The organism is Marmoricola endophyticus (assembly GCF_014644415.1).
Taxonomy (GTDB): domain Bacteria; phylum Actinomycetota; class Actinomycetes; order Propionibacteriales; family Nocardioidaceae; genus Marmoricola; species Marmoricola endophyticus.
In genome coordinates this window covers 1,407,299-1,433,892 of record NZ_BMKQ01000001.1, presented here as the reverse complement: position 1 = coordinate 1,433,892, position 26,594 = coordinate 1,407,299, and the positions used below count along the sequence as shown (strand labels likewise).

The window sequence follows — 26,594 nt, the reverse complement described above, 5'->3', positions numbered from 1 at the left end:
CCACCGGCCTAGGGTGGCCCGGTGCGCGCTGAGGACCTGAGGGAGGACTTCCCCTCGATCGAGGTGGGGGCGACGGCGCAGGAGGCGGCGAGGCTGATCGGTGCCGAGCGGCACTCGGCGGTGATCGTGGTCGACCAGGGTCGCCCGGTGACGGTGCTGACCGCGTCGCAGGTGCTCGGGGCGATGGTGCCGGGCTACCTGCAGGAGGACCCCAACCTGGTGCGGGTGTACGGCGAGAGGGCCGCCGACGCCTGCGCGGGTCGGCTGGACGCGAAGACCGTCAAGGACCTGCTCCCGCCCAAGGACAGGCGCACCGAGCTGCCGGTGGTCGACGACGACGCGACCACGCTGGAGTGCGCGGCTCTCATGTCGCGGCTGAAGATGCCGATCCTGGTGGTCGCCAGCGACGAGAAGGACGGCGTGATGCTCGGGGCGATCACCGCCAGCCGGGTGCTGCAGCACCTCGTGGCCCGGCCCGAGCAGCCGGAGCAGCCCGCTCCGTGAGCCTCACCCACGTCCTGGCGCTGGTCGTCTTCGTCGGGGCCTACGCCCTCATCGCCTCCGAGAAGGTGAACCGCACGGCCGCGGCCCTGGGCGGAGCCGCGCTGATGCTCGCGCTCGGCCTCACCGACGGCGAGGCGGCGTTCTACTCCGAGACCTCCGGCGTCGACTGGAACGTCGTCTTCCTGCTGTTCGCGATGATGGTGATCGTCGGCGTGCTCAAGCGCACGGGCCTCTTCGAGGCGATGGCGATCTACGCCGCCAAGCGGGCGCGGGGCCGACCGTTCCCGGTGCTGGTGCTGCTGATCGCGATCACGGGCATCGCCTCGGCGATGCTCGACAACGTCACCACGGTGCTCCTGGTCGCGCCGGTGACCTTCGTGGTCTGCGAGCGGCTCGGCCTGGACGTGGTGCCGTACCTCGTCTGCGAGGTCCTCGCCTCCAACATCGGGGGAGCCGCGACCCTGATCGGCGACCCGCCGAACATCATCATCGGCAGCCGGTCGGGCCTGGACTTCAACGACTTCCTGCTCAACCTGGCGCCGTTCGCGCTGGGCATGCTGGTGGTGCTCGTCCTGCTCGTACGCGTGATGTTCCGGCGCACGTTCGTCTACGACGCCGAGCGGGCCGCCGAGGTGATGGCACTCTCCGAGCGCGAGGCGATCCGCGACCCGAAGCTGCTCGCCCAGAGCCTCGTGGTGCTCGTGCTGGTGATGGCCGGCTTCGTGCTCGGTCCGGTGATCGGGAAGGAGCCGTCCACCATCGCCCTGCTCGGCGCCGGTCTGCTGGTGCTGGTCTCCTCGGTCACCGTCGAGGACGCGATCGCCGACGTCGAGTGGGAGACCCTCGTCTTCTTCATGGGCCTGTTCGTGATGGTGGGCGCGCTGGTCGAGACCGGGATCATCGGTGACCTCGCGGAGCAGCTGGCCAAGGCCACCGGCGGCAACCTCACCGTCGCGGTCCTTCTTCTCCTGCTGGCCTCGCTGCTGCTGTCCGGCGTCGTGGACAACATCCCGTACGTCGCGACCATGGCGCCGATCGTGGTCGCGCTCACCGCCGACGTACCGGGCTCCGGTGACGGGCTGTGGTGGGCACTCGCGCTCGGGGCCGACCTCGGTGGCAACGCGACCGCCGTCGGCGCCAGCGCCAACGTCGTCGTGATCGGGATGGCTCGGCGCTACGGCACCCCGATCAGCTTCTGGCGGTTCACGAGGTACGGCGCGACCGTCACGCTCGCCTCGGGTCTGCTCGCCGTCCCGTACCTCCTGCTCCGCTACACCTGAGACCAGCCGCCGGGCCGGTCGCGCGTCCGCCGCGTCCGCGTCGGCTCGTGTCGGATTAGGTACGACCCGGGCGGTGCGCGCTAGGATGCCGGTGGAGCCGGGCGGCCCACGCGCCGCTGCTCGAGTCCCAGCGCCCGTCCCGGGCCCGGTCGGATCGCCGCCGATGGCAGCGCACGGCCGCCCCGCCGACGTCTCCCTGACTCGTCCGGCTCCGGGGGACGTCAGCGTCCACCCGCACCATGGTCGTCAGCCCGCCGCACGGTCGGCGCGCGCCGTGACGACGCCCCGACGTACCGCAGCAGATGTGGAACCAGGAGACCCCGTTGGCCCGACGAGACCAGCGCCGATCCGGTGGCAACCGGAGCGCAGCCCGCAAGCGTCCCCTCGACAACGAGGGCATCATCCCGGTGCTCGCACGCGCGGTACGCGAGGTGGAGTCCAGCGCCCAGCGCGGACCGGTGAAGCCCGCCAACCGGACGAAGTACCAGGCCGTGGCGCTGCTCGTCCGCGAGGAGCGGGCCCGGGTCAAGGCCGACGAGGACAGCACCACCGCGCACCGCGACGAGCAGCTCAAGCGGCTCGACGGCATCGGCACCATCCTGGCCAAGACGGCCACCCGCGACCCGTCGCTGTTCACCCTCCTCGGCGACGGCGCGTCGGTCTCCGACGCCACCAAGGCGCTGAAGGCCGAGATGGAGGAGGCCGGGGGGATCGAGCCCGTGCCGGTGGAGAACCCGGCCGAGAACGGCACCTCGGACGGCGTCACGACCCAGCACGTCGTACGACGGGTCGTCCCCGCGTCGGTGCGGGCCCGGCAGCTGGCCAACCCGTTCCTGACCCCCGACTTCTCCCACGCGCCGGTGCGGCCCAACGGCCTGCACCGGCTGGCCACCTGGGAGCTGCTCGGACCGCTGTTCCGCTCCTTCGAGGAGGGCGGGGGGGCGGCGTCCTGCATGGACCTGCCCGAGCCGATCAGCCTCGCCGCGCCCGGTGGACGCGAGCTGATGCCGCACCAGGGCCGCGTGATCGCGGCCGCCGCGAAGGGGCACCGCACCTTCCTCCTCGCCGACGAGCCCGGCCTGGGCAAGACCGCGCAGTCGCTGCTGGCCGCCGAGGCCGCCGACGCGTTCCCGCTGCTGGTCGTCGTCCCCAACGTGGTCAAGACCAACTGGGCGCGTGAGGCCGAGCTGTGGACGCCGCACCGCCCGGCCACCGTCATCCACGGTGACGGTGCCGACGTGGACGGCTTCGCCGACATCGTGATCGTCAACTACGAGGTGCTCGACCGGCACGTCGGCTGGCTGGGGGAGTTCGGCTTCCGCGGGATGGTCGTCGACGAGGCGCACTTCATCAAGAACAAGACCTCCCAGCGCTCGCAGCACGTCCTGCACCTCGCGGAGCGGATCCGTGCGCGCAGCGGCCGGCCGCTGATGCTGGCGCTGACGGGGACGCCACTGATCAACGACATCGAGGACTTCCGCGCGATCTGGCAGTTCCTCGGCTGGATCGACGACAAGCGTCCGACCGTCGAGCTGATGAACGCGCTCGAGGACAACGGGTACACCCCGGCCGACCGCGGGTTCTACCCCGCCGCCCGCCACAGCGTGGTCGAGCAGGGCATCGTCCGCCGCCGCAAGGTCGACGTCGCCGCCGACATCCCCGCCCGCCGGGTGGCCGACCTGCCGGTCGAGCTCGACGACGAGGCCGGCCGCTCCATCCGCGCCGCGGAGAAGGAGCTGGCGCGCCGACTGCTCAAGCGGTACGACGCGGCCGTCGCCGCTCGCGCCGAGCACTCCGGCACCGCGCCGACCCAGGGCATCGACCCGGAGCTGGTGCGCCGTGTCGCCGGCTGGGAGCGCGAGGACTCCTCGGGCACGAGCGAGGAGAACGTCTTCGGGCTGCTGCGCCGGATCGGTCGGGCGAAGGCCGGCCTGGCCGCGGACTACACCGCACAGCTCGCCCGCAGCGTCGGCAAGGTGGTCTTCTTCGCCAAGCACATCGACGTCATGGACGCCGCGGAGGAGATGTTCCGCGAGCGCGGCATCGGCTACGCCTCGGTGCGCGGCGACCAGACCAGCAAGGTCCGACAGCAGCAGATCGACGCCTTCACGAACGACCCCGAGGTCAAGATCGCGGTCTGCTCGCTGACCGCGGCCGGCGTCGGGCTCAACCTGCAGGTCGCCTCCGACGTGGTGCTCGCCGAGCTGTCGTGGACCGATGCCGAGCAGACCCAGGCCATCGACCGCGTCCACCGGATCGGCCAGGACCAGCCGGTGACGGCATGGCGCCTGATCGCGGCCCAGACCATCGACACCCGGATCGCCGAGCTGATCGACGCGAAGGCGGGTCTGGCGGCCCGAGCGCTGGACGGGGCCGACGAGGACACCGGCTCCTCGGCCGACATCCAGCTCGAGGCGATGGTCTCGCTGCTCACCGGCGCGCTGGAGCGTCGTACTCGCCGCTGAGCCTGCGACGCGGTCACCCCCTGGGGCGGTCGTCGGACTTCGGCGGTCTGGATAGGTTCGAGTCATGTCACGCCCTGCAGCAGGCTCCGCCACCCCGGAGCCGGCCGATCGTCGTGCGCGCACAGCGGCCTTGATGCTCGACGCTGCGAGGACCGGCTCGCGGCGCGTCCACGACCGGCTGATCGACGAGGTCGTCGAGATCAACATGGCGGTCGCCGACACGGTCGCCTCGCGCTACGCGCGGCGTGGTCTGCCGGCCGAGGACCTGCGCCAGGTGGCGTACGTCGCGCTGGTCCGCGCAGCGCAGCGCTTCGACCCCGAGCGGGGCAAGGACTTCCTGGCGTACCTCGTGCCCAGCGTCCGGGGCGAGATCCGGCGCTACTTCCGCGACTACGGCTGGATGGTGCGCCCGCCGCGGCGGATCCAGGAGCTGCAGGCCCGGATCATGACCGCGCGCAAGGACCTGACCGACGCGCTGGGCCGGGCGCCTGAGCCCGCCGAGGTCGCCGCGCGGCTGCAGGTGAGCGCCGAGGAGATCGATGAGGCGATGGTCGGCGACGGCGCCTTCGAGCCGACGTCGCTGGACCGGCCGGTGGGCGAGGGGGAGGCCACCCTCGGCGACCTGCTCGGCGACGACCACGACGAGCACGACCCGGCCGAGGCGCGGATCATCCTCGCTCCGCTCATCGACAAGCTGGCCGAGCGGGACAAGCTGATCATCGAGCTGCGCTTCTTCCACGGCCGCACCCAGCAGGAGATCGCCGACGAGATCGGAGTGACGCAGATGCAGGTCTCGCGGCTGCTGTCCCGGATCTTCCGTGAGCTGCGCGAGCAGATCACCGGCCACGCCGACGCGACCTCCCTGGTTGACTGACCCGATGACCGGCAACGACCCGCGCAGCATCGACCCCGCACTCGCCGAGACCGACGAGGCGGACGTCGCCCGTCAGGACGGCTCCTCGACCCCCGACGTGGACGAGGAGGAGCGCGAGGGCCACGACCTGTCCTCCGGCTCGCAGGGCGACGGCGCCGCCCTGCGCGGGATGACCGCTGCCGACGGCGGCTCCGGGGACCAGGTCACCAGCCGGCAGCCGGACAGCACCGAGGACTGAGCGGGCGGCTCAGGCCAGCCCCAGCCGCTCCAGCACGGCTGGGTACGACTCCGGCGGCACCTCGGCCGGCACGAGCGCCGACGGGTGCTCGCGCGCGTGGTCGAGCACCTGCTGGTGCGGGACCTGCCAGCCGGGGGAGCGGGTGTCGCCGATCTCCAGCACCCGCACCCCGGCCGGGGCGAAGGCCGAGAGGTGCAGGGCCGTTCCCGCTCCGCCGGCGAGGACGGACGCACCGGCCACCAGGCGGACCTGGTCGGCGACCGGAAGCCGTTCGGGCTCGACGACCTCGAAGTTGGTGCGAGCGAACACCTCGTCCAGCGCGTGGTCCCGCCCGGCATCGGACCGGGTCGGCTCACCGCGCTCGCGCAGCCTGGTGTTGAACCCGGTCCGCGAGAGGAAGACCCGTGGCCCGTCGGTCCGGAGCGCGCCCCGTCCGCCAGCCGTGCGCGCCATCTGCGACCACACCTCGACCGCACCCGGGTGCGCCCAGCCGTTCACGACCACGCCCCGGGTCGGCACGTGCAGCCGCTCGACGCGTACCGGCTCGGTCTTGACCACCTCGACGGGGAGCCCGGCGTACGACGTCAGGTCCAGTGCCGTGCGCTCCCAGTCCAGGACCCCCGCGTGGGCCGGCCCGAAGGCGTGGAAGACCAGCCCGTCGACCCGGAGGTCCCGGGGCCACAGCGTCGGCAGAGTCTCGGTCACGAAGTGGCCGAAGTGGTCGATCCAGTGCCCGCCGTACAGCCAGGTGCCGGGGAGACGGCGCGCGTCCGCGGCGATCGGGACCCGGTTCGGGTCCGCGGCCACCAGCCGGTTGCCGCCCAGCCCGCCGATCTTCTGCGAGTCGCGCACCAGCCTGCCGTCGGCGGAGTGGACGGCGCCGCTGATCCAGCGGTCCGGCCGGCGCACGGTCCGCAGCGGCCCGCGCTGCATCCGGGTGAGGTACGCGTCCTCCACCAGGCTCAGCGTCGGCTCGTCGACCGGCTCGTGCGGGAACGGCGGCACCGCCCACGCGGTCGGTCCGGAGGCGGTCACGCCGGCGAGCCTAGAGTCATCGCTCCGGGTCCGGCAGCGGCCGGTCGGGCCCCTCGGCGGCGGCGACCTCGGCGTTGGTGCGTCCACTGAGCACCGACGGCAGGTCGCCGCTCAGATCCGCGTCGCGGTCGGCGTGCTCGTCGTCGACCTTGACCAGCAGCCAGGCGTCCGCGCGTGCGGAGCGCGGGCCGGTCGGTACCCGGGTCAGCGCGAAGCCGCCGTGCAGCCGGGATCCCTCCAGCCGGACGACGAGGTGCCCGGCGCCCAGCGCGTCGGCGGCCGAGACGGCCTTCCCGGCGACGCGGCTGCGGTTCTCGTACGTCCCGGTGTCCCAGACGACCACCGAGTTGCTGTGCCGTCGGCTGGACCCGGCCACTCCCTCGAAGTCGGCGTGCGCGAGGTCGTGGTCGCCGACCCTGCGGGCGAAGCGCCGTACGCCGGGGTCGAGCGACGGGCCCTTCGGCACCGCCCAGGAGACCAGGACCCCCTCGATCTCCAGGCGCAGGTCGTAGTGCAGCGCCGTCGCCTCGTGGCGCTGGACGACGAAGACCGGGGCGCTCACGGTTGCCGTCCTACCACCTGCATGAGGGCCGTGGCACCGGGTACCAGACCGGCAGCCCACCGCAGGGAGGCTCCCGTGCTCCGCGTCGCCGAGATCATGCAGCCCGATCCCGTGTGCGCCGACGCGCGGACGGACGTGGTGCAGGTGGCACGGCTGATGCGCGACCACGGCCTCGACCAGGTGCCGGTGTGTCGCGGCGGCGCGTACGTCGGGATGGTCTGCCTCGTCGACGTCGTCCACCACTGCGTCGCGGCCGGCCTCGACCCGGCCACCACGCCGGTCAGCGACGTCGTGCCCGCCGACGACGCGCGTGCCCAGGCGGAGACCTCCGCCGAGGAGGCCCTGCTGACGGTGCTGCACACCGGGCAGCGGTGCCTGGCCGTGCTCAGCGGCGAACAGCTGGCCGGGACTCTCTCGTACGCCGATCTCGTCCGCGCGCTGCCCGACGAGACGGTCAGCGGGATCCTGGCGGTCGTGTCGGGATCCTGACCTGCGCGGACCACTCGGGGTCCTATATTTCTGCCGTGGAACCACACCGCCCGATCAGCATCACCGTCCTCAACGACTACGACGTCGTCGTCGCGGGAGTCACCCGCATGCTCGAACCGTTCGCCGACCGGGTACGCGTGGTCGAGGCGGTGGCCGGGGAGCCGGGCCGCGCCAAGGTCGACGTGGCGCTCTACGACACCTTCGCCCAGCCGATCGTCAACGGCCTCGACCACGTCGAGCAGGTCGCGGCCAACGCCGAACGGCTCGTGGTGTACAGCTGGGCCGAGGAGGCCACCGCGCTGGACCTGGTCGACGGCCGGATGGTCGACGGGTTCGTGTCCAAGCGGGCCGGCGCCGAGGAGATCGTCGGTGCGCTCGAGCGAGCGCACCGCGGCGAGCGGCTCCCGCCCACGCCGCCCTCGGACCTCGCCGACGGCGATCCGGAGGGTGACTGGCCGGGTCGTACCGAGGGCCTGACGGCCCGCGAGTCCGAGATCGTCTCGTTGATCGTGAGGGGGCTGAGCAACGACGAGGTGGCCGGTCGGGTCTTCTTGTCGATCAACACGATCAAGTCCTACATCCGCTCCGCCTACCGCAAGATGGGCGTCCAGAGCCGCAGCCAGGCGGTGCTGTGGGGCGTCGACCACGGGTTCCGCCCTGCGGCCCGACCCAGCGAGGTCCCGCAGTTCCGCTGACGGGACGCCGGGTCAGGTCGAGAGGACTGCCGCCAGGTCCGTCAGCGACGTGACCTCGACGTCCGCGCGCGCGAAGTGCGACGGGTACGACGTCCCCGCGCGGTCCACCCACGCCGTCCTCAGCCCGGCCGCCCTGGCCCCGTCGACGTCCCAGGGGTGCACCGCGACCAGCATCGCCTCGTCCGCGCGCACCCCGGTCCGCTCCAGCGCGTAGGCGTAGGCCGCCGCGCCGGGCTTCCACGCCTCCGCGTCCTCGACGCTGAGCGTCGCCTCGACGACGTCCTCGAGCCCCGTACGGTCCAGCAGCGCCTGCGCGACCGCCGCGGCGCCGTTGCTCAGCGTGACGACCCGGACGCCGGCATCTCGCAGCGCACGCAGCCCCGGCACCACGTCGTCGTGCGCGGGCAGCGTCATGAACCCCTCCAGCACGTGCGCCCACGCGGCCTCGGCGTCCTGGGGCGGGACCAGGCCCGGCAGCAGGGCGGCACCGATGTCTGCGAAGCGGGCGCTGCGGCCGCTGGCGGTGAGCGCGAACCCGTCGCGCAGCACGCTCGCGAACCAGGTCGCCGCACTCTGCGGCGCGGCGCCGAGGTCGACGAACCGGTCGGCCAGGGGAGAGAGGTCGGAGAGCGTCTCGTTGACGTCGAGCACGACCAGGCGAGGTGGGGTCACGACACGGGCGGTGCCCCGGAGGCGTCCTCGGCATGCACGACCCGGTCGGCCCGGTGCCGCGAGGCGAGCACCAGCCGCGCGTTCGGCTCGTCGACCCGGTCCACCCACGCGGCCGCCTCGCTCGGCGACTTGCCGAACTCGCGGTGCCGCGCGACCAGCCGCTCACGTCGCACGTCGTCCTCGCAGTCGAGGAACCACACCTCGTCCAGAGCCGCCCGCACCGCCCGCCAGGGCTCCTCGTCGAGGAGCAGGTAGTTGCCCTCGGTGACCACCACCGCCGCCTCCGGGGCGACGACGAGCGCCGCGGCCAGGGGTTGCTCCAGGTCGCGCTCGAAGCCGGGGGCGTAGACGGGGTGCGGCTCCTGCTCGCGCAGCCGCCGGAGGAGGGCGGCGTACCCCCAGGCGTCGAAGGTCTCCGGTGCACCCTTGCGCTCGGTCAGCCCGAGGTCGGCGAGCACGGCGTCGGAGAGGTGGAATCCGTCCATCGGCAGGTACGCGGCCGTGGGCACGCCCGCGGCGTACGACCGGGCCCACGTGGTCTTCCCGGCGCCGGGGGCGCCCGCGACCCCGATCAGCCGCCGGCTCACGCCTGCTCCTCGTCGGGCAGCCGCCGCCCGCCTCGGGTGACGACGTACAGCTGGTGCTTGCCGGGCAGCCCCTTCAGCTCGACGCGCTGGCCGGGGGTGAGGCGGAAGCGCTCGTCGCCGCCGAGCTCGTCGGCGACCGAGCTGGTCACGAGCATCTGCCCGCCCTCGGCCGCGGCGCCCACCCGCGCCGCCATCGCGACGTTGCGTCCGAAGTAGTCGCCCGCACGCGCGACGACGGTCCCGGTGTGGATGCCGATCCGCACGCTCACCGGGGTCCGCCGCAGCGCCCTGGACCAGGTCTCGGAGAACGAGCGCTGGATGGCCAGCCCGGCACGTACCGCCCGGGTGGCCTTGGTGAAGACGATCATGAAGCCGTCGCCCTGGCTCTTCACGATGTGTCCCCGGTAGCGCTCCACGTGCGCGCGGACCATCGTGTCGTGGGCGATCAGCTGCGTCACGAACGCCTCGTCGCCGAGCTCGGTGTTGAGCGTGGTCGACCCCTCGATGTCGGAGAACAGGATGCTGACCGTGCCGTCGTCGGCGGCCAGCCGGTCGATCTCGCCGCGGTCGTCCATGGCCCAGGTCGAGAGCTGGTCGATGGAGGTCATCAGCAGCCCGCCCATGCCCCTGGTGCGCACGATGCCGGGAACCTGGGAGGCGCCGCCGATCACCGAGCGGACCGCGTCGACCGCCCGCTCCGAGCGGGTGCGCGGCGGCTCGTCACCGGACTCGAGCGCCTCGACCCGGGCGCGAAGCCGCTCCGAGTGGCGACTCACGACACGCAGGCGGACGCCGGCCGCGATGAGCGCGCCGAGGCTCAGCGCGAGCAGCACCCCCAGCACGACCACGGCCACGACCACGGGCTCATGCTGGCAGACCCCGACCGACGGTGGCGTGGGTGGAGCACCCGCAGTGTGTGTCTCGCGGTGGTGGGTCCCGACAACCGCTCCGCTCGCTGCGCTGCTCGACCTCCGGTGGTCGCCGCGCTGCCCGCGGAGGTCGAGCTCAGCGTCGGTGGCGCGGACGGTGACCCCGGTGGTCGAGCTTGTCGAGACCAGACTCGGCGGGAACCCCAGAGTTCGGACTCGTACCCCAGGGACGTCATACAGGCTGGTCGTCCCGGCGACCGATTCGTATGACGTCCCGATCGGGGCGGCCGTGCTCAGCCGGTGTGGTGCACCTCCTGCAGGGCGTACACCGGGGTGTCGATGCCCTCGTAGCGCGCCTTGAGCTGCAGCGCGAGGTAGAGCGAGTAGTGACGGGACTGGTGCAGGTTGCCGCCGTGCATCCACAGGTGGGGGACGTTGGTCGGCTTCCACATGTTGCGCTGCTCGCCCTCCCACGGGCCCGGGTCCTTGGTCGTCTCCGAGCCCAGCCCCCAGCACTTGCCGAGCCGGTCGGCGGTCTCGTCGTCGATCAGGTCGGACACCCAGCCGTTCATCGAGTTGTAGCCGGTGGCGAGCACGACCACGTCGGCGGGCAGCTCGGTCCCGTCCTCGAGCACCACGGCGTCCTCGGTGAGGTGGTCGATCTGGCCGTGCGCGAGCTTGACCGCCCCGTCCGCGACGAGCTCGGCCGCGCCCACGTCGATGTAGTAGCCCGAGCCGCGACGCAGGTACTTCATGAACAGCCCCGAGCCGTCGTCGCCCCAGTCGTGCCAGAAGCCGGCCCCCTCCAGCCGGTCGTAGAAGTCCTTGTCCACCTCGGCCATCGTCTCGTACGCCGGGATCTGGAAGCGGTGCATGATCCGGTACGGGAGCGAGGCGAAGATCAGGTCCGCCTTCTCCGTGGTCGTCCCCGCGGCCAGCGCGCGCTCGGAGTACAGGTCGCCGAGGCCGTACTCCATCAGGCTCTCGCTCTTCACGATGTGCGTGCTGGTCCGCTGCACCATCGTCACGTCCGCGTCGTTCTCCCACAGGGCGCCGCAGATGTCGAAGGAGGAGTTGTTCGAGCCGATCACGACGGCCTTCTTCCCGGCGTACGCGTCGGGGCCGGGGTGCGCCGAGGAGTGGTGCAGGTCGCCGCGGAAGACGTCCGCGCCGGGCACCTCGGGGACCCGCGGCTTGCCGCTCATCCCGGTCGCGAAGACCAGCTCCTTGGGCTTGAGGGTGAGTGCGCGACCCTCGCGCTCGACCTCGACCGTCCACTCGCCCTGCTCCTCGTTGTACGAGGCCGACGTCGCGGTCGTGTCGGACCAGTACGGCACCTCCATCACCTTCGTGTACGACTCCAGCCAGTCGCCGACCTTGTCCTTGGGGGCGAACACCGGCCAGTTGTCGGGGAACTTCAGGTAGGGCAGGTGGTCGTACCAGACCGGGTCGTGCAGGCACAGCGACTTGTAGCGGTTGCGCCACTGGTCGCCCGGGCGCGGGTGCTTGTCGATCACCAGCGCCGGGATCGAGAGCTGTCGCAGCCGCGCGCCGAGCGCGATCCCGCCCTGCCCGCCGCCGATGACGAGGACGTACGGCTGCGTCGTGCTGCCGAGACTCTCGGCCTCGGCCTGCCGCTTCTCGAGGTACGACGACCGGTGCTTGTCGGCGCCGTGCTCGGCGCCCTTCGGGCGGTGGGTGCCGCGCGGCTCCTCGTGGCCCTTGAGCTCGTAGAGCGTGGTCAGCAGGGTGAACGCGCGCTGCTCGCCATCCTCCTCCACGAGTCTGAGCAGCCCGCGCCCGCGACCGACCGCGGTCTCGAAGACGATCCACGCGGTGACGACCCCGTCGGCCTCGTCGGCCGGCTCCTCCAGCACCCAGCCGGAGGGAGCGGCGTGGTCCAGGGTGCTGGTCAGCAGGTCGGTGACGCCGGCCCGGCCCTCGACCGTCTTGAGGTTCCAGGTGAAGGCCACCAGGTCTCGCCAGAAGGACTCGGTCGCGAACATCCCCGCCGCCGCATCGACGTCGCGCGCCTGCAGCGCCGTGTCGAAGGCGGTGAGCCAGGCCGTCGCCGTCTCCGAGGCCGGGTCGGAGGCGGTGGTCGGGCGGTCGAGGGTCTCGGTCATCGAACGGTGCTCCTCGGGTCGGTGAGTCGTGTGACCGAGCACACACCCAGACGACGTTCGACACAAGGGTCGCGCCGCGACGACTGGCCGTCGGACGCGGTACGTCCTGCCCGGTCGGGCAGGTGCGTCCGGGCTCAGCCGGCCGAGGCCTCCGCGGCCGGCCCGTCGTGCGTACGGTCCAGCCCCAGCGCCGCCTCCATCGCCTCGAGCTCCTCACCGGTGCGGACCGCGATCCGCTGCAGGCTGGGGACCGAGTCGCGGCAGCCGGTGAAGCCGATGTTGAACGTGCCGTCGTAGCTGACCGCGGTGATGTTCAGCGCCTGGCCGTGGAACAGCAGGCTGATGGGGTACATCTCGTCCAGCCTCGAGCCGTTGAAGTAGCGGGTCTCCCTGGCGCCCGGCACGTTCGAGACGACGATGTTGCAGGCGGGGTTGGCCACGCCGCCGACGAGGACGGCCTGGGCGAGGAACGGCGCCATCAGCGCGGCGGTGTAGAGGTCCATGGCCCCGGCACCGACGTCGGGCAGCCGCTCCTTGCCCCTCGCGGTCGAGGCGTGCACCGCGGCGATCCGCTCGACCGGGTCGGCCACGTCGGTGCCGAGACTGGCGTAGAGGAAGCTGATCGCGTTGCCGACCTGCACCCTGCCGTCCTCGGGACGCACGGAGACCGGGACGTTCGCGATCAGCGGGTCGTGCGGCAGCGCGTCGTGCTCCTCGAGGTAGCTGCGCACCGCGCCTCCGACCAGGGCCAGGAAGACGTCGTTCAGGCTGGAGTCCGTGCGCTCGGCCACCGCCTTGAGTCGGTCCATCTCGTACGTCTGCGTGGCGAAGCGTCGTGGGGCCTGGATCCGGCCGTTGAACAGCGTGCGCGGGGCGCGGAAGGGGACGGCGCGCTCCTTCGAGGCCCAGCCGGTCAGGGACTCGGCGTACGTCCGCACCAGCGCACCGCCGACCTCGGTCGAGGTGCCCGCGAGGGCGCGTACGCCTCCGAGGACGCTCTGGCGGGGCCGCGCCTTCTCCAGCGAGCGGGAGCGCGGCCGCTCGTGCTGCTCCTGCCCCGACTGGTCGCGTCCGTGGGTGCCGATCGCCCACGGCGGCAGCATGTCGCGCTGGTCGGGGTCGACCGAGAGGATCCTCCGCATCAGGCGGACGCCTCCGACGCCGTCGATCTGCGAGTGGTGGGCCTTGAGGTAGAGCGACCAGCGGTTCTCCTCCAGGCCCTCGATCACGGTGCACTCCCACAGCGGGTAGCGCCGGTCCAGCGGCGTCGAGTGCAGACGCGAGATCAGCACGCCGAGCTCGCGCTGCGTGCCGGGGGAGGGGAGGGCCGAGTGGCGCAGGTGGTAGTCGAGGTCGATCCGCTCGGCGGGGACCTTCACCCAGTGCGGGACCGGTGCCATCCGAAGCCTGAGGTCGTACGGCGACTCGAAGGTCCGCACCTCGCGCCAGGACCGCACCAGCTCGGCGACGAAGTCCGGCTGGTCCTCAGGCACCGTGAACGTCGCGAGCACACCCACCTGCATCGGCGTGCGGTAGTGGTCGGCGAGGAGCCACGCGGCGTCGTTCAGCTTCAACGAGCCGGCGAGCGGGTTGTGCAGCAACGAAGGCGACCTTCCACGTCCGTGCCCCGTCGGCGTGCGGGGCCTGGGGTGAGGGTACGCGCGAGTAGCGTTCGTCACACCTGTTCACCGGGAGTCGGCCGACGCGGCCTTGCCGGGGTCGCCCACCGGGTCGAGGATGGGCGGGTCACCTGATCTCGGGACGGAGACCCATGCCCACGACCGCTCCGCCGACGCGCCGCTTCGCCGGGCAGCTCGGCCGTACGCTCACCTCGCCCGCCGGGCTCGCGCTCGACCCGTCGACCGGCGACCTCTGGGTCGCCGACACGTTCGCCGGCGTCGTGCACCGCTACGACCGCCACCGCCGCCTCGCCGCGGAGGTCGGCCGAGGGCGCCTCGCGGAGCCGCGCGACGTGTCCGTGGCCGAGGGCCGCGCGTACGTCGTCGACTCCGCGCTCGAGCGGGTCGAGGTGTTCGACCTCGCCGGTGCGCACGTGGCGACCCTCGGGCGCGGGCGGCTGGTCCGCCCCCGCGGCGTGGCTGTCGAGACCGCGTCCGGAGTCCGTGTCCTGGTCTCGGACGTCGGCGGCAACCGGGTCGCCCGCATCGATCCCGACGCCGACGAGGTCGTCGCCTCGCTGCGCGACGGCGTGCACACCCCGCACGGCCTGCACGTGGGCGCCGACGGGTCGCTGCTGGTGGTCTCCTCCAGCAGGCAGTACGACGGCGACGGAGGCGTGACGAGGTACGTCGACGACGCGCGGGTGGCGACGTACGGCGAGGGTCAGCAGAGCACCTTCGGTGCGATGTCCAACCCCGCGCACGCCGTCGCCGAGCCCGACGGCAGCGTGTGGGTGAGCGTTCCCGACTACGGCTTCGTGCAGCACTTCGCCGCCGACGGCACCTTCCTCGAGGAGATCGGCACCTCGGGGGCGGGGCTGCTGCGCCAGCCGCTCGGCCTGGCGCTGAGCGCCGACGGCGAGCTGCTGGTCGCCGACTCCGGCGGCCACCGGGTCGCCCGGTTCGCGCCGGTCGAGGGGAGCGCCCGGTGAGCCCGGCGGACGCGGCGGCAGGCCGTACCGACCGGCCCGTCGCCGGCTTCCGCCGCCGCGCGTTCCTCGGCAGCCTGGCCGGCATCACGGGCTCGGCCTGGCTGCCGCTGAACCTGCAGCGGGCCATGGCGGCCACGCCCGAGGTCCGCCACGGCCGGCTCGAGGACATCGAGCACGTGGTGATCCTCATGCAGGAGAACCGCTCGTTCGACCACTACTTCGGCACGATGCCGGGCGTCCGGGGGTTCGACGACCCCGACGCGCTGACGCTCCCCGACGGCCACTCGGTCTTCGACCAGCCGGTCCCGGGCGGCGGTCGGCTGCGACCGTTCCGCTACGACACGGCCACCACCAGCGCCCAGGTCACCCCGACGCTGCCGCACGACTGGGAGGACCAGCACACGGCGTACAACGACGGTGCGCTGGACTCCTGGATCAGGGCCAAGGGCGTCAACACGATGGGCTACTTCGACGCTGAGGACATCCCGTTCCATCGGGCGCTGGCCGAGAACTTCACCATCTGTGACGGCTACCACTCCTCGGTGATCGGGCCGACCAACCCGAACCGGCTCTACATGTGGACCGGCTTCATCGATCCCGACGGCAGGTACGGCCACCCGGCCAACCACAACGACATGTCCGCCGACGACCCCCGGCTGACCTGGCAGACCTACCCCGAGCGGCTCGAGGCGGCCGGGGTGAGCTGGCGGATCTACCAGGAGGAGGACAACTACGGCGACAACTCGCTGGAGTGGTTCGGCCAGTTCGCCGGCGCCAAGCGGGGCTCCCCGCTCCACCGGCGCGCGATGGAGAAGAAGTCGGCCGGCTGGTTCGAGCACGACGCGGCGCACGACCAGCTGCCCCAGGTCTCCTGGCTGGTCGCGCCGTCGGCACAGACCGAGCACCCGAACTGGATGCCGGCCGCGGGAGCGCAGTACATCGCCTCCAAGCTCGACGCGATCGCCGCCAACCCGGACGTCTGGAAGAAGACCGTCTTCATCCTCACCTACGACGAGAACGACGGTCAGTTCGACCACGTGCGCCCGCCGGTCGCGCCGCCGGGCACGCCGGGGGAGTACGTCGACGGGGTGCCGATCGGGCTCGGTTTCCGGGTCCCCACGATCATCGTCTCGCCGTGGACCAGGGGCGGGTACGTCGCCTCCGAGACCTTCGACCACACCTCGCTGCTGCGCCTCCTCGAGCGCCGCTTCGGCGTCGCCGCGCCGCTGATCAGCGACTGGCGCCGACGCACGGTGGGCGACCTGACCTCGGCCTTCCGCTTCGCGCGGGCGGCGGCGTCGTACCCCAAGGACCCGCGGCTGACCTACGCCGCCGCGACCGCCTCGCTGGTGCGGGCCCAGCGCGAGGCGCGGGACAACCCGGCGCCGACCGCGCCGCTGCCGGCCGCCGCCCGTGCCCGGCCGCTGCTCGCCCCGCTGAAGCAGACGGCGCGCTACCACCCGGTCGGCCGCGGCTGAGGCGCGTTCGTCTCCCTCCCCAGGGGGCGCGCGTCCGTGCGGAGGGCCGGAGTAGCGTCGAAGGGTGACGTCCTCTCCCTCACAGACGACCCGCACACCGACCCCCCGCCCCACCGTCGCCACCCTCGGCGAGCTGCGCGCCAGTGGCCACGAGCTGCGCACGCTGCGCCAGGAGCTGCGCGAGAACCTCCTCTCCCGGCTGCGCGACGGCGTCGACCCGTGGCCCGGTCTGCACGGGCTGGAGAACACCGTCGTCCCGCAGCTGGAGCGAGCGCTGATCGCCGGGCACGACGTCGTGCTCCTCGGCGAGCGCGGGCAGGGGAAGACCCGGCTGCTGCGCACCCTGGTGGGGCTCCTCGACGAGTGGACGCCGGTGATCTCCGGCTCCGAGCTGGGCGAGCACCCGTACGAGCCGATCACGGTGCAGTCCAAGGCCGCCGTCGCCGAGCACGGTGACGCGCTGCGCGTCTCGTGGGTGCACCGCGACGAGCGGTACGCCGAGAAGCTCGCCACCCCCGACACCTCGGTCGCCGACCTGATCGGCGACGTCGACCCGATGAAGGTCGCCGAGGGCCGCTCGCTGGGCGACCCCGAGACCATCCACTTCGGGCTGATCCCGCGCAGCCACCGCGGCATCGTCGCCATCAACGAGCTGCCCGACCTGGCCGAGCGGATCCAGGTCGCCATGCTCAACGTGATGGAGGAGCGCGACATCCAGATCCGGGGGTACGTCCTCCGGCTCCCGCTGGACGTGCTCGTCGTCGCCTCGGCGAACCCCGAGGACTACACCAACCGCGGTCGGATCATCACCCCGCTCAAGGACCGCTTCGGCGCCGAGATCCGTACCCACTACCCGGTCGCGCTCGACGACGAGGTCGCCGTGATCCGCCAGGAGGCGGACCTGGTCGCGCAGGTGCCGTCGTACCTCGTGGAGATCCTGGCCCGCTTCACCCGCCTGCTGCGCGAGTCGCAGTCGGTCGACCAGCGCTCGGGGGTCTCGGCGCGCTTCTCCATCGCCGGGGCCGAGACGATCGCCGCCGCGGCGCTGCACCGCGCGACCGTGCAGGGCGAGGAGCAGGCGGTCGCCCGGGTGGTCGACCTGGAGACCGCGGTCGACGTGCTGGGCGGCAAGATCGAGTTCGAGACCGGCGAGGAGGGCCGCGAGCGCGACATCCTCGACCACCTGCTGCGCACGGCGACCGCCGAGACCGTGCGTCGCTCGATGCGCGGGCTGGACTTCGGCGTCCTCGTCGACGCCATCGAGGGCGGGGCGTCGGTGAGCACCGGCGAGCAGGTCACCGCCCGCGACTTCCTGGCTGGGCTGCCCGTGCTCGGCGAGTCGGAGCTCTACGACGACATCTGCGAGCGTCTGGAGGCCACCAACGACGGCGAGCGCGCGGGGGCGATCGAGCTCGCGCTCGAGGGGCTCTACCTCGCGCGCAAGGTCGACAAGGACTCCGCCGACGGCGAGACGGTCTACGGCTGAGCCATGGCCAAGGACTCCGTCAACCCGGGCCACGGCTCCCGCTACGGCCGCTACACCGGCGGCCCGGACCCGCTCGCGCCGCCGGTCGACCTGGCCGAGGCACTGGACGCGATCGGTCAGGACGTGATGGCCGGCTACTCCCCCGAGCGGGCGATGCAGGAGTTCCTGCGCCGCGGCGGCCGTGACCAGCGCGGCGCCGACGACCTGGCCCGCCGGGTCGCCGAGCGACGCCAGGAGATCCTCTCCCAGCACAACCTGGACGGCACGCTGCGCGAGGTGAAGGAGCTGCTGGACAAGGCGGTGCTCGCCGAGCGCGGCCAGCTGGCCCGCGACATCACGATGGACGACGACGACCGCACCTTCCGCGAGATGCAGCTGGACGACCTGCCGGCCAGCACCGCCTCCGCGGTCAGCGAGCTGTCCTCGTACGACTGGCAGAGCGCGGAGGCGCGGGCGGCGTACGAGGAGATCAAGGACCTGCTCGGCCGTGAGCTGCTCGACCAGCGCTTCCAGGGCATGAAGGAGGCGATGGCGGGCGCGACGGACGAGGACCGGCAGCGGATCTCGCAGATGCTCTCGGACCTCAACGAGATGCTCGAGGCGAACGCGCGCGGCGAGCACACCCCGGAGCAGTTCGAGAAGTTCATGGACGAGCACGGGGACTTCTTCCCGGAAAACCCGCAGGACATCGACGAGCTGCTCGACGCGATGGCCAAGCGGGCAGCCGCCGCGCAGCGGATGATGAGCTCGATGACGCCGGAGCAGCGCCAGGAGCTCATGGAGCTCTCCGCGCAGGCGTTCGGCTCGCCGGAGCTGATGGACCAGCTGTCCCGGCTGGACGGCAACCTCCAGGATGCGCGGCCGGGCGAGGACTGGGGCGGGTCGGAGCAGTTCGAGGGGTCGGAGGGACTCGGCCTCGGTGACGGCACGGGGGCACTGCAGGACCTCGCCGACCTCGATGCGCTCTCCGAGCAGCTCTCCCAGTCCTACGACGGCTCGCGGATGGACGACGTCGACCTCGATGCGCTCTCGCGCCAGCTCGGCGAGGACGCCGCGGTCGACGCGCGGGCGCTGGCCGAGCTGGAGCGGGCGCTGCGGCAGTCCGGCTACCTCAAGCGCACCTCCGACGGCGAGCTGCGGCTCTCCCCGCAGGCGATGCGGCAGCTCGGGAAGGCCCTGCTCAAGGACGTCGCGCGCCGGATGTCGGGGCGTCAGGGTGCGCGCGACATGCGCCAGGCCGGTGCCGCCGGTGATCGTACGGGCGGGTCACGGCCCTGGGAGTTCGGCGACACCGAGCCGTGGGACGTCACCGGCTCGATCACCAACGCCGTGCTTCGCGAGGCGGGATCCCGGGAGGACGTCGAGACCACCCGCGCCGGTGTGCGGCTGCAGATGGACGACATCGAGGTGCTGGAGACCGAGGCCCGCACCCAGGCCGCGGTCGCGCTGCTGGTCGACACGTCGTTCTCGATGGCGATGGACGGCCGCTGGGTGCCGATGAAACGCACGGCGCTCGCGCTGCACCACCTGATCGGGTCGCGCTTCCGCGGCGACGCGCTGCAGCTGATCGGCTTCGGCCGCTACGCCGAGACGATGCCGATCGAGCACCTCACCGCACTCGACGCGATGTGGGACAAGGGCACCAACCTGCACCACGCGCTGCTGCTGGCGAACCGGCACTTCCGCAAGCACCCGAACGCCCAGCCGGTGCTGCTGGTCGTGACCGACGGCGAGCCGACGGCCCACCTGGAGCCGGACGGGGAGGTGTGGTTCTCGTACCCGCCGCACCCGGTGACCATCGCGAAGACGGTCAAGGAGCTGGACAACACCGGCAGGCTCGGCGCCCAGACGACGTTCTTCCGCCTCGGCGAGGACCCGGGGCTGGCGCGATTCATCGACCAGATGGCGCGCCGGGTCGACGGGACCGTCGTCGCGCCCGAGCTCGACGACCTCGGCGCGGCCGTGGTCGGCTCCTACCTCGGCTCGCGTCGCCCGGGTGGGTCGTACCGCGACCAGTTCGGCGACTGGACGGGTGGCCGCGGCTTCTGGGCCGGGTGAGAGCGCTCAGTCCGTGAACTCGAAGGACGCCAGCGAGGGTCCCTTGACGTCCTGGGACTCCTTCTCCTGAGCGCTCGAGGGGAAGGAGTACGTCAGCGTGTAGGCGTCGCCGTCGTGGATGGCGATGTACTGGTCGGTGACGTACTCGACGCCGCTCGCGGACGCGCTGGCCGTGACGTGGACGGCTGTCTCGCCGTCGAGCGCCACCCGTGGCTGGACCTTGACGTTCGTGGCGCCGACCTTCTTCAGCTGGCTGGTCAGCTGCTCCTCGCCCTCGTCGAAGTCCTTGTCGCTCGGCGTGCCGCTGCCGACGTCCTTGCCGATGATGATGTTCAGGTTGGGCTTGAAGTTGTCGACGGCCTGCGGGGAGGCGTACGCCTGGTCGACCTGCTTCTGGGAGGCCTTCACGGACGACGTCACGTCGGTCCAGCCCTTCGGGGCGTGCATCTCGTAGCCGGTCCCGGAGATCGCGGGGCCTGTGGCGGGGTCGTAGCCCTCACCTGCCTTGGTCGACGGCAGCTCGGCACCGCCGCCGCACGCGGTGAGTCCGGCGCTGAGGGCCACAGCGGCGATCGGGAGAGCGAGCAGGCGGGTCCGGGTCATGGCGTCATCTTCCGCGTCGAGGGGCGAGGGGCGAGTGGCGAAACGGATCCTCGCACCATGCGGTGAACCGTACAAACCCGGCGCGCGGTGAGCCTGCGCCCGGCTCGTGTGCTGGAGCGGTCGCCCGGGCAGCCGCACCAGCACACGAGGGGTCGAGGATCAGGGCAGCGGCTCCACGACGCCGTACGACGTGAGGTTCTCGCGCAGCGCCCGCCCCTGCTCGCGACCGTCCCCGAGGAGGTGGTCGATCGTGGTGAGCCGGGTGGTGATGTGCCCGACGGCGTACTCCATGGTCATGCCGATCCCGCCGTGCAGCTGGATCGCCTCCTGGCCGATGTGACGACCGGCCCGGGAGACCTGCAGCTTGGAGCGGCGGGCGGCGTCCTTGACCAGCGCGGGGTCGCCGGCGTCGGCGAGCACCATCGTGGCCCACATGACGATCGAGCGGGTGAGCTCGACCGAGGTGTACATGTCGGCGGCCCGGAAGGTCAGCGCCTGGAAGGTGTTCAGCGTGACCCCGAACTGCTTGCGGGTCTTGAGGTACTCGGTGGTCATCGACAGCCCGGACTCCATCGCGCCCAGGGCCTCGTGGCCGTACGCGATCCGCGCGATCGCGACGAGCATCTCGAAGGCGTCGTGCGCGTCGCCCCCGTCACCGAGCGGGGTGGCCGGCGTCTTGTCGAAGCTCACCCGGGCGGCGCGACCGCCGTCGACGGTGCGGTACGACGTCCGCTCGCCGTGGGCGTCGACGTCCTCGCCCTTGACCACGAAGAGCCCGCCCTCGGCCAGCACCAGCAGCACGTCGGCACGAGCGCCGTTGAGCACCGGCTCCTTGACACCGGTGAGCGTGTCACCGTCGACGGTGACGCCCTCGTCGTCACCGTGGGGGCTCATCCAGGCCACGGCCGGAAGCAGCTCGCCGGCGGACAGCCCGCCGAGGATCTCCTTCTTCTGGCCGTCGCTGCCGAGCGCAGCCACGAGGCCGCCGGCGAAGACCACGGCCTCCACGAACGGCTCGGGTGCGATCACCCGACCGATCTCCTCGGCCACCACCGACACCTCGGCCGGGCCGGCGCCGGAGCCGCCGACGTCCTCGGGGAAGGGGAGACCGAGCACGCCCATGTCGGCGAGCTTCTTCCACATCGCCTCGTCGAAGCCGGGGTCGGCGTCGGTCACCTGGCGCCGCTTCTCCGCGTCGTAGCCCTTGAGCAGGCCGCGCACCGCGTCGCGCAGCGCCTCTTGTTCGTCGTCGAGCAGGAAGTCCATGTCAGTTCCTCACAGTCCCAGGATGTTGCCGGCGATGATCTGGCGCTGCACCTCGTTGGAGCCGCCGTAGATGGAGGCCTTGCGCAGGTTGAGGTACGTCGGCGTCGCCGTCCGCGCGAGCGCGGGCAGGTCGGAGCCGTCGGCCACATCGGCCGCGCCGGAGCCGACCGAGAGCGGCCCGAAGACGTCGACCAGCAGCTCCGAGACGGCCTGCTGCAGCACGGTGCCCTTGAGCTTGAGCACCGACGAGGCCGGGTGCGGCTTGCCGCCGTCGGAGTTGGCAGCGACGCGCAGCGCGGTCAGCTCGAGAGCGAGCAGCTCGTTCTCGAGGTCGACGATGGTGGCCTGCAGCGCGGGATCGTCGAGCGCACCGGTCTCCTGCGCCTTCTCCTTGGCGATGGCCAGGTTGCGCTTGGTGGCGCCGACGGGGGCGACCCCGACGCGCTCGTTGCCGAGGAGGAACTTGGCGTACGTCCAGCCGGCGTTCTCCTCGCCGACGAGGTTCTCGGCCGGGACGCGCACGTCCTCGAAGAACACCTCGTTGACCTCGTGGCCGCCGTCGATCAGCTGGATCGGGCGCAGCGTGACGCCCTCGGCGTCCATCGGGCACAGGATCATCGAGATCCCGGCCTGCTTCTTCACGTCGGGGTTGGTGCGGCACAGCACGAAGATCCAGTCGGCGTGCTGACCCAGGGTGGTCCAGGTCTTCTGCCCGTTGATCACCCAGTCGTCGCCGTCGCGCACGGCCTTGGTCGACAGCGAGGCCAGGTCGGAGCCGGCGTTGGGCTCGGAGAAGCCCTGGCACCACCAGATGTCGAGGTTCGCCGTCTTGGCGAGGAACTTCTCCTTCATCTCGTCACTGCCGAAGTTCGCGATGACGGGGCCGATCATGTTGGCGTTGAAGGCCAGCGGCGGGATCACGCCCGCCAGCTGCATCTCCTCGTGCCAGATGTGCTTCTGCAGCGGCGTCCAGTCCTGGCCGCCGTACTCCTCGGGCCACGAGGGCACCGCCAGCCCCTTGGCGTTGAGCAGCTGCTGGGTCTTGACGACCGCCTCCTTGAACTGCTCGTCGCCACGGCCGATGCCGTCGCGGAGCTCCTTGGGGACCTCGTCGTTGAAGAAGGTGCGCATCTCCTCGCGGAACGCGCGCTCCTCCTCGGTCAGCTGCAGCTGCATCGGTGCCTCCTGGCGGAACGGGATGGGGGAGCGCGGACGGTCCGCCCGTGCTCCACGGCAGAAACTACTCCCCGGTACCGACGGCCTGGCACCCTCCTGCGGCGGCGCGCGTGACACGGATCGCGCCGGGTCGGCGCCGGATACCGTGTGCCGGGTGAGCATCTCGCTGATCACGCCGGACCCGACGGCCGACGCCCGGCGTCGTACCCGGCTGCGGCAGATGCGCACCGTCGCCGTCTCGCTGCTGGTGCTCGCCGCCGTGGTGTACGTCGCCACGCTCGGCCGGGACGGCTGGGTCGGGTACGTCAACGCCGCGGCCGAGGCCTCGATGGTCGGCGCGATGGCCGACTGGTTCGCGGTGACGGCGCTGTTCAAGCACCCGATGGGGCTGCCGATCCCGCACACGGCGCTGATCCCCAAGCGCAAGGACGAGCTGGGCCGGAGCCTGGAGGAGTTCGTCTCCGACAACTTCCTGCAGGAGCAGGTGATCCGCGACCGGCTGGCCTCCGCGGACGTCTCGCGCCGGGTCGGTGCCTGGCTGAGCCAGGAGGCCAACGCCGACACCGTCGTACGCGAGGGTGCGACGCTGCTGGCCATCGGTCTGCGGCAGCTGCGCGACGAGGACGTGGCCTCGATCGTCACCGAGGTGATCGTCCCGCGGCTGATCGAGGAGCCGGTGAGCCCCGTCGCCGGCCGGCTGCTGGCCGAGGTGGTCCGCGACGGCGCCCACCACGGGTTCGTGGACCTCGTGCTCGAGGAGGGTCACCGCTGGCTGTCCGGCAACCACGACACCTTCACGAAGGTGCTGGGGGAGCGGGCGCCGTGGTGGAGCCCGCCGCGGCTCAACGAGGCGGTCACCGACCGGCTGCACCTCGAGGCGCTGCGGTGGCTGGCCGACATTCGCGCCGACCCGCACCACACGGCCCGCGAGGCGCTGGACAGCCTGCTCGCCGACCTCGCCGAGGACCTGCTCGCGGACCCGGGGACCCAGGAGCGCGCCGAGCGGCTCAAGCGGCGCGTCCTGGAGCAGCCACAGCTGGTCGACTCCAGCGTCTCGGTGTGGAACGCCCTGCGGAAGGCGCTGATCGAGGCGCTCGAGGAGGTCGACGGGCCGCTGCGCCGTCGCCTGGTCAAGGAGCTGAGCACCTTCGGCGTACGCCTGGGTGCCGACGAGGAGCTGCGGAGCAGGCTGGACACCTGGGGCGCCGACCTCGCCGTCTTCGCGGTCTCGCGCTACGGCGACGAGATCACCGCGATCATCACCCAGACCGTCGAGCGCTGGGACGGCAAGGAGGCCGCCGGGAAGATCGAGCTGCACGTCGGTCGCGACCTGCAGTTCATCCGGATCAACGGCACCATCGTCGGCGGCCTGGTCGGCCTGGCGATCCACACCCTCTCGGAGCTGATCTCGTGAGCGCCCCCTCAGCAGAGCCCCGCGACGTCGTCATCCGCGACGACGCGATCCGCCTGGGCCAGTTCCTCAAGCTCGCGGACCTGGTGGACAACGGCTCCGACGCGCGCCAGCTGCTCGGCCAGGGCGTCGTGACCGTCAACGGCGAGGTCGAGACGCGCCGCGGCCGGCAGCTGGTCCCCGGCGACGTCGTCGACCTCACCGACCTCACCCACCCGCTCGGCACCCTGGTGCGCGTCTCTCGTTGAGTGGTGCCCCCTACAGGGTCGAGTGGTGCCCCCTACAGGGTCGAATGGCGCGTCGTGCTGGTTCAGCCGACGGCGACGAGGTCGCAGACGAAGATCAGCGTCTCGCCGGGGGCGATGACGCCGCCGGCGCCGCGCTCGCCGTACGCCAGGTGCGACGGGATCACGATCTGGCGACGACCGCCGACCTTCATCCCCTGCACGCCCTGGTCCCAGCCGGCGATGACCTGGCCGACGCCGAGCTGGAACTGCAGCGGCGTGCCACGGTTGTACGAGGCGTCGAACTCCTCGCCGGTGCTGAACGCGACGCCGACGTAGTGCACGCTCACGCGCTTGCCGGCCACCGCCTCGTCGCCGTCGCCCTCGACGACGTCGGTGATCACCAGGTCGGCGGGCGGCTCCCCGCCGGGGAACTCGATCTCGGGCTTCTCTGCAGTCATGGGACCCACCCTGTCAGGTCTGGTGGACGTACGACTCCAGGTGGTCCCGCTCCTGCTCCAGCTGCTCGATGCGGTGCTTGACCACGTCGCCGATGCTGATCACGCCGACCAGCTGCTCGCCGTCGAGCACGGGCACGTGCCGGATCCGCCGGTCGGTCATCAGCCGCATCAGACCGACGACGTCGTCGCCGCCGTCGCCCGAGACGACCGTCGTGGTCATGATCGTGGACACCGGGGCGTCGAGGACGGTCTCGTCGCGCTGCAGGTGGCGTACGACGTCGCGCTCGCTGACGATGCCGGCCACCGCCCGGCCGTCGCCCGAGACGACGAGTGCGCCGATGTTGTGCTCGGCGAGGACGGCGAGCAGGTCCCGCACGCTCGCGTCGGGCGCGATCGTCAGCGCGCCGGTGTGGGTCTTGGCGTCGAGCACGTCCTTGATCTGCATGATGGCCTCCGCAGCGACTCGTCCCGCAGTGTGACTCACGACACTAGGGGAGGTCGTCCGGGCTGACCAGAGCCGCGCGTCGGCTCAGCCGCGGCGGAACGTGTCCAGGTGGTGCACGGACCCCGGCTCCTGCTCGGTCCCCCGCTCGGGCCCGCGACCGGGCATCGAGCCGAGGAACGCCAGCGCCTGGTCGTGCAGCCGGCCGTTGCTGGCCAGCGCGTTGCCCCCGAAGGGGCCGGGAGTGCCCTCGAGCGAGGTGAACATCCCGCCGGACTCGCGGACGATGACGTCCAGCGCCGCCATGTCGTACAGCTCCAGCTCGGGCTCGGCGGCCAGGTCGACCGCCCCCTCGGCGAGCAGCACGTAGGACCAGAAGTCGCCGTACGCCCGCGTGCGCCAGCAGCGCCGCGTCAAGGACACGAAGTCCTCGAGCCGGTCGCGCTCCTCCCAGCCGCCCATGGAGGAGTACGACAGCGAGGCGTCCTCGAGCCGGCTCACGTCGGAGACCCCGCAGCGCGACGCGCGCAGCAGCGACTTGCCGCTCCACGCCCCGTCGCCGACCGAGGCCCACCAGCGCCGGTTCAGCGCCGGGGCGGACACCAGCCCGACCTTGACCTCCTCCTCGACGACCAGCGCGATCAGGGTCGCCCAGACCGGGACCCCGCGGACGAAGTTCTTGGTGCCGTCGATCGGGTCGACGACCCACTGCCGCGGGGCGCCGGCGGAGGACGTGGCGGGGCCGGTGACGCCCTCCTCCTCGCCGTACACGCTGTCGCGGGTGCGCGCGCGCGAGAGGGTGCGCCGGATGCTCGCCTCGACCGCCTGGTCGGCGTCGGTCACCGGCGTGAGGTCCGGCTTCGTCATCACGTGCAGGTCGAGGGCCTTGAAGCGCTCCATCGTGAGCGCGTCGGCGTCGTCGGCGAGCACGTGCGCGAGACGCAGGTCGTCGGTGAACGCGGAGGCCATGGGCCACAGGGTA

Annotated in this window: 26 protein-coding genes; 13 read left to right on the top strand and 13 right to left on the bottom strand. The window is 72.1% G+C overall.

All coding sequences use genetic code 11. The features are described 5' to 3' along the window. The first annotated feature begins 21 nt into the window (after window positions 1-21). The 5 genes from IEX42_RS07005 to IEX42_RS06985 all read left to right on the top strand — a co-directional run bounded on the left by IEX42_RS07005 (window position 22) and on the right by IEX42_RS06985 (window position 5,361). Window positions 22-504, top strand: coding sequence for a CBS domain-containing protein (locus IEX42_RS07005; RefSeq protein WP_188779134.1), 483 nt, complete (start codon window positions 22-24; stop codon window positions 502-504). Beyond that, complete coding sequence (locus IEX42_RS07000; protein WP_188779133.1) at window positions 501-1,784, top strand: ArsB/NhaD family transporter; 1,284 nt, start codon at window positions 501-503, stop codon at window positions 1,782-1,784. Before IEX42_RS07005 ends, IEX42_RS07000 begins: the two co-directional genes overlap by 4 nt. A gap of 323 nt (window positions 1,785-2,107) precedes the next feature. Then, complete coding sequence (locus IEX42_RS06995; RefSeq protein WP_188779132.1) at window positions 2,108-4,249, top strand: DEAD/DEAH box helicase; 2,142 nt, start codon at window positions 2,108-2,110, stop codon at window positions 4,247-4,249. A gap of 64 nt (window positions 4,250-4,313) precedes the next feature. After that, on the top strand, window positions 4,314-5,123 hold the full coding sequence (locus tag IEX42_RS06990; RefSeq protein WP_188779131.1) for a SigB/SigF/SigG family RNA polymerase sigma factor: 810 nt from the start codon (window positions 4,314-4,316) through the stop codon (window positions 5,121-5,123). Between the two features lie 4 nt (window positions 5,124-5,127). Continuing rightward, on the top strand, window positions 5,128-5,361 hold the full coding sequence (locus IEX42_RS06985) for a hypothetical protein (RefSeq protein WP_188779130.1): 234 nt from the start codon (window positions 5,128-5,130) through the stop codon (window positions 5,359-5,361). Window positions 5,362-5,370: 9 nt separating this feature from the next. Here IEX42_RS06985 and IEX42_RS06980 read toward each other — a convergent pair whose 3' ends face one another. Further along, complete coding sequence (locus IEX42_RS06980; protein ID WP_188779129.1) at window positions 5,371-6,396, bottom strand: glycosyltransferase family 61 protein; 1,026 nt, start codon at window positions 6,394-6,396, stop codon at window positions 5,371-5,373. Window positions 6,397-6,412: 16 nt separating this feature from the next. Continuing rightward, window positions 6,413-6,958 (bottom strand): DNA polymerase ligase N-terminal domain-containing protein, encoded by a 546-nt coding sequence (locus IEX42_RS06975; protein ID WP_188779128.1) that lies wholly within the window; start codon window positions 6,956-6,958, stop codon window positions 6,413-6,415. A 75-nt stretch (window positions 6,959-7,033) separates the two neighbouring features. On the opposite strand from IEX42_RS06975, the gene IEX42_RS06970 reads away from it, so the two are divergent. Further along, window positions 7,034-7,447, top strand: a complete 414-nt coding sequence (locus tag IEX42_RS06970; RefSeq protein ID WP_188779127.1) for a CBS domain-containing protein — start codon at window positions 7,034-7,036, stop codon at window positions 7,445-7,447. A 35-nt stretch (window positions 7,448-7,482) separates the two neighbouring features. After that, a complete protein-coding gene (locus tag IEX42_RS06965; protein WP_229660676.1) occupies window positions 7,483-8,142 on the top strand; it encodes a response regulator transcription factor in 660 nt (219 codons plus the stop codon). 12 nt (window positions 8,143-8,154) lie between these two features. Here the strand turns inward: IEX42_RS06965 and IEX42_RS06960 are convergent, their stop codons facing one another. The 5 genes from IEX42_RS06960 to IEX42_RS06940 all read right to left on the bottom strand — a co-directional run bounded on the left by IEX42_RS06960 (window position 8,155) and on the right by IEX42_RS06940 (window position 13,997). Further along, window positions 8,155-8,814: a haloacid dehalogenase type II gene (locus IEX42_RS06960; protein WP_188779126.1), complete on the bottom strand. Its 660-nt coding sequence runs from the start codon at window positions 8,812-8,814 to the stop codon at window positions 8,155-8,157. After that, window positions 8,811-9,401, bottom strand: a complete 591-nt coding sequence (locus IEX42_RS06955; protein WP_188779125.1) for a nucleoside/nucleotide kinase family protein — start codon at window positions 9,399-9,401, stop codon at window positions 8,811-8,813. The genes IEX42_RS06960 and IEX42_RS06955 overlap by 4 nt, the downstream gene beginning before the upstream one ends. After that, the gene (locus IEX42_RS06950) at window positions 9,398-10,261 is read right to left on the bottom strand and encodes an adenylate/guanylate cyclase domain-containing protein (RefSeq protein ID WP_188779124.1); all 864 of its coding nucleotides are present in this window, start codon (window positions 10,259-10,261) and stop codon (window positions 9,398-9,400) included. Before IEX42_RS06950 ends, IEX42_RS06955 begins: the two co-directional genes overlap by 4 nt. Window positions 10,262-10,563: 302 nt before the next feature. After that, on the bottom strand, window positions 10,564-12,396 hold the full coding sequence (locus IEX42_RS06945) for an NAD(P)/FAD-dependent oxidoreductase (protein WP_188779123.1): 1,833 nt from the start codon (window positions 12,394-12,396) through the stop codon (window positions 10,564-10,566). Window positions 12,397-12,530: 134 nt separating this feature from the next. Next, window positions 12,531-13,997 (bottom strand): WS/DGAT/MGAT family O-acyltransferase, encoded by a 1,467-nt coding sequence (locus IEX42_RS06940; RefSeq protein WP_229660675.1) that lies wholly within the window; start codon window positions 13,995-13,997, stop codon window positions 12,531-12,533. Window positions 13,998-14,167: 170 nt separating this feature from the next. Here IEX42_RS06940 and IEX42_RS06935 point away from each other — a divergent pair, with 170 nt between their 5' ends. The 4 genes from IEX42_RS06935 to IEX42_RS06920 all read left to right on the top strand — a co-directional run bounded on the left by IEX42_RS06935 (window position 14,168) and on the right by IEX42_RS06920 (window position 20,029). Beyond that, a complete protein-coding gene (locus tag IEX42_RS06935) occupies window positions 14,168-15,007 on the top strand; it encodes an NHL repeat-containing protein (RefSeq protein ID WP_188779122.1) in 840 nt (279 codons plus the stop codon). After that, entirely contained in the window at window positions 15,004-16,485 is a 1,482-nt protein-coding gene (locus tag IEX42_RS06930) for an alkaline phosphatase family protein (RefSeq protein ID WP_229660674.1), read from the top strand. Before IEX42_RS06935 ends, IEX42_RS06930 begins: the two co-directional genes overlap by 4 nt. A gap of 64 nt (window positions 16,486-16,549) precedes the next feature. Next, the gene (locus IEX42_RS06925) at window positions 16,550-17,971 is read left to right on the top strand and encodes a MoxR family ATPase (RefSeq protein ID WP_188779121.1); all 1,422 of its coding nucleotides are present in this window, start codon (window positions 16,550-16,552) and stop codon (window positions 17,969-17,971) included. 3 nt (window positions 17,972-17,974) lie between these two features. After that, a complete protein-coding gene (locus IEX42_RS06920) occupies window positions 17,975-20,029 on the top strand; it encodes a vWA domain-containing protein (RefSeq protein ID WP_188779120.1) in 2,055 nt (684 codons plus the stop codon). Between the two features lie 6 nt (window positions 20,030-20,035). Here the strand turns inward: IEX42_RS06920 and IEX42_RS06915 are convergent, their stop codons facing one another. The 3 genes from IEX42_RS06915 to IEX42_RS06905 form a co-directional block, all read right to left on the bottom strand. Continuing rightward, window positions 20,036-20,632: a hypothetical protein gene (locus IEX42_RS06915; RefSeq protein ID WP_188779119.1), complete on the bottom strand. Its 597-nt coding sequence runs from the start codon at window positions 20,630-20,632 to the stop codon at window positions 20,036-20,038. Between the two features lie 159 nt (window positions 20,633-20,791). After that, complete coding sequence (locus IEX42_RS06910) at window positions 20,792-21,898, bottom strand: acyl-CoA dehydrogenase family protein (RefSeq protein WP_188779118.1); 1,107 nt, start codon at window positions 21,896-21,898, stop codon at window positions 20,792-20,794. A gap of 9 nt (window positions 21,899-21,907) precedes the next feature. After that, complete coding sequence (locus IEX42_RS06905; RefSeq protein ID WP_188779117.1) at window positions 21,908-23,074, bottom strand: acyl-CoA dehydrogenase family protein; 1,167 nt, start codon at window positions 23,072-23,074, stop codon at window positions 21,908-21,910. 154 nt (window positions 23,075-23,228) lie between these two features. Between IEX42_RS06905 and IEX42_RS06900 the strand changes: the two genes are divergently transcribed. Next, window positions 23,229-24,488, top strand: a complete 1,260-nt coding sequence (locus IEX42_RS06900) for a DUF445 domain-containing protein (protein ID WP_229660673.1) — start codon at window positions 23,229-23,231, stop codon at window positions 24,486-24,488. Further along, window positions 24,485-24,733, top strand: coding sequence for an RNA-binding S4 domain-containing protein (locus IEX42_RS06895; RefSeq protein ID WP_188779116.1), 249 nt, complete (start codon window positions 24,485-24,487; stop codon window positions 24,731-24,733). Before IEX42_RS06900 ends, IEX42_RS06895 begins: the two co-directional genes overlap by 4 nt. Before the next feature lie 62 nt (window positions 24,734-24,795). Here the strand turns inward: IEX42_RS06895 and IEX42_RS06890 are convergent, their stop codons facing one another. From IEX42_RS06890 to IEX42_RS06880, 3 genes are read right to left on the bottom strand one after another with little or no spacing between them, the layout of a single operon-like run. After that, window positions 24,796-25,170 (bottom strand): FKBP-type peptidyl-prolyl cis-trans isomerase, encoded by a 375-nt coding sequence (locus IEX42_RS06890; protein WP_188779115.1) that lies wholly within the window; start codon window positions 25,168-25,170, stop codon window positions 24,796-24,798. Between the two features lie 13 nt (window positions 25,171-25,183). Continuing rightward, on the bottom strand, window positions 25,184-25,654 hold the full coding sequence (locus tag IEX42_RS06885) for a CBS domain-containing protein (RefSeq protein ID WP_308422205.1): 471 nt from the start codon (window positions 25,652-25,654) through the stop codon (window positions 25,184-25,186). Between the two features lie 45 nt (window positions 25,655-25,699). Beyond that, entirely contained in the window at window positions 25,700-26,581 is an 882-nt protein-coding gene (locus IEX42_RS06880) for an inositol monophosphatase family protein (protein ID WP_188779114.1), read from the bottom strand. Window positions 26,582-26,594 lie beyond the last annotated feature (13 nt).

Coding starts and splice junctions, on each gene's coding strand:
- IEX42_RS06990 (WP_188779131.1), top strand. CDS start 4,314: ATGTCACGCCCTGCAGCAGGCTCCGCCACCCCGGAGCCGGCCGATCGT.
- IEX42_RS06985 (WP_188779130.1), top strand. CDS start 5,128: ATGACCGGCAACGACCCGCGCAGCATCGACCCCGCACTCGCCGAGACC.
- IEX42_RS06945 (WP_188779123.1), bottom strand. CDS start 12,396: ATGACCGAGACCCTCGACCGCCCGACCACCGCCTCCGACCCGGCCTCG.
- IEX42_RS06935 (WP_188779122.1), top strand. CDS start 14,168: ATGCCCACGACCGCTCCGCCGACGCGCCGCTTCGCCGGGCAGCTCGGC.
- IEX42_RS06920 (WP_188779120.1), top strand. CDS start 17,975: ATGGCCAAGGACTCCGTCAACCCGGGCCACGGCTCCCGCTACGGCCGC.
- IEX42_RS06915 (WP_188779119.1), bottom strand. CDS start 20,632: ATGACCCGGACCCGCCTGCTCGCTCTCCCGATCGCCGCTGTGGCCCTC.
- IEX42_RS06910 (WP_188779118.1), bottom strand. CDS start 21,898: ATGGACTTCCTGCTCGACGACGAACAAGAGGCGCTGCGCGACGCGGTG.
- IEX42_RS06905 (WP_188779117.1), bottom strand. CDS start 23,074: ATGCAGCTGCAGCTGACCGAGGAGGAGCGCGCGTTCCGCGAGGAGATG.
- IEX42_RS06890 (WP_188779115.1), bottom strand. CDS start 25,170: ATGACTGCAGAGAAGCCCGAGATCGAGTTCCCCGGCGGGGAGCCGCCC.
- IEX42_RS06880 (WP_188779114.1), bottom strand. CDS start 26,581: ATGGCCTCCGCGTTCACCGACGACCTGCGTCTCGCGCACGTGCTCGCC.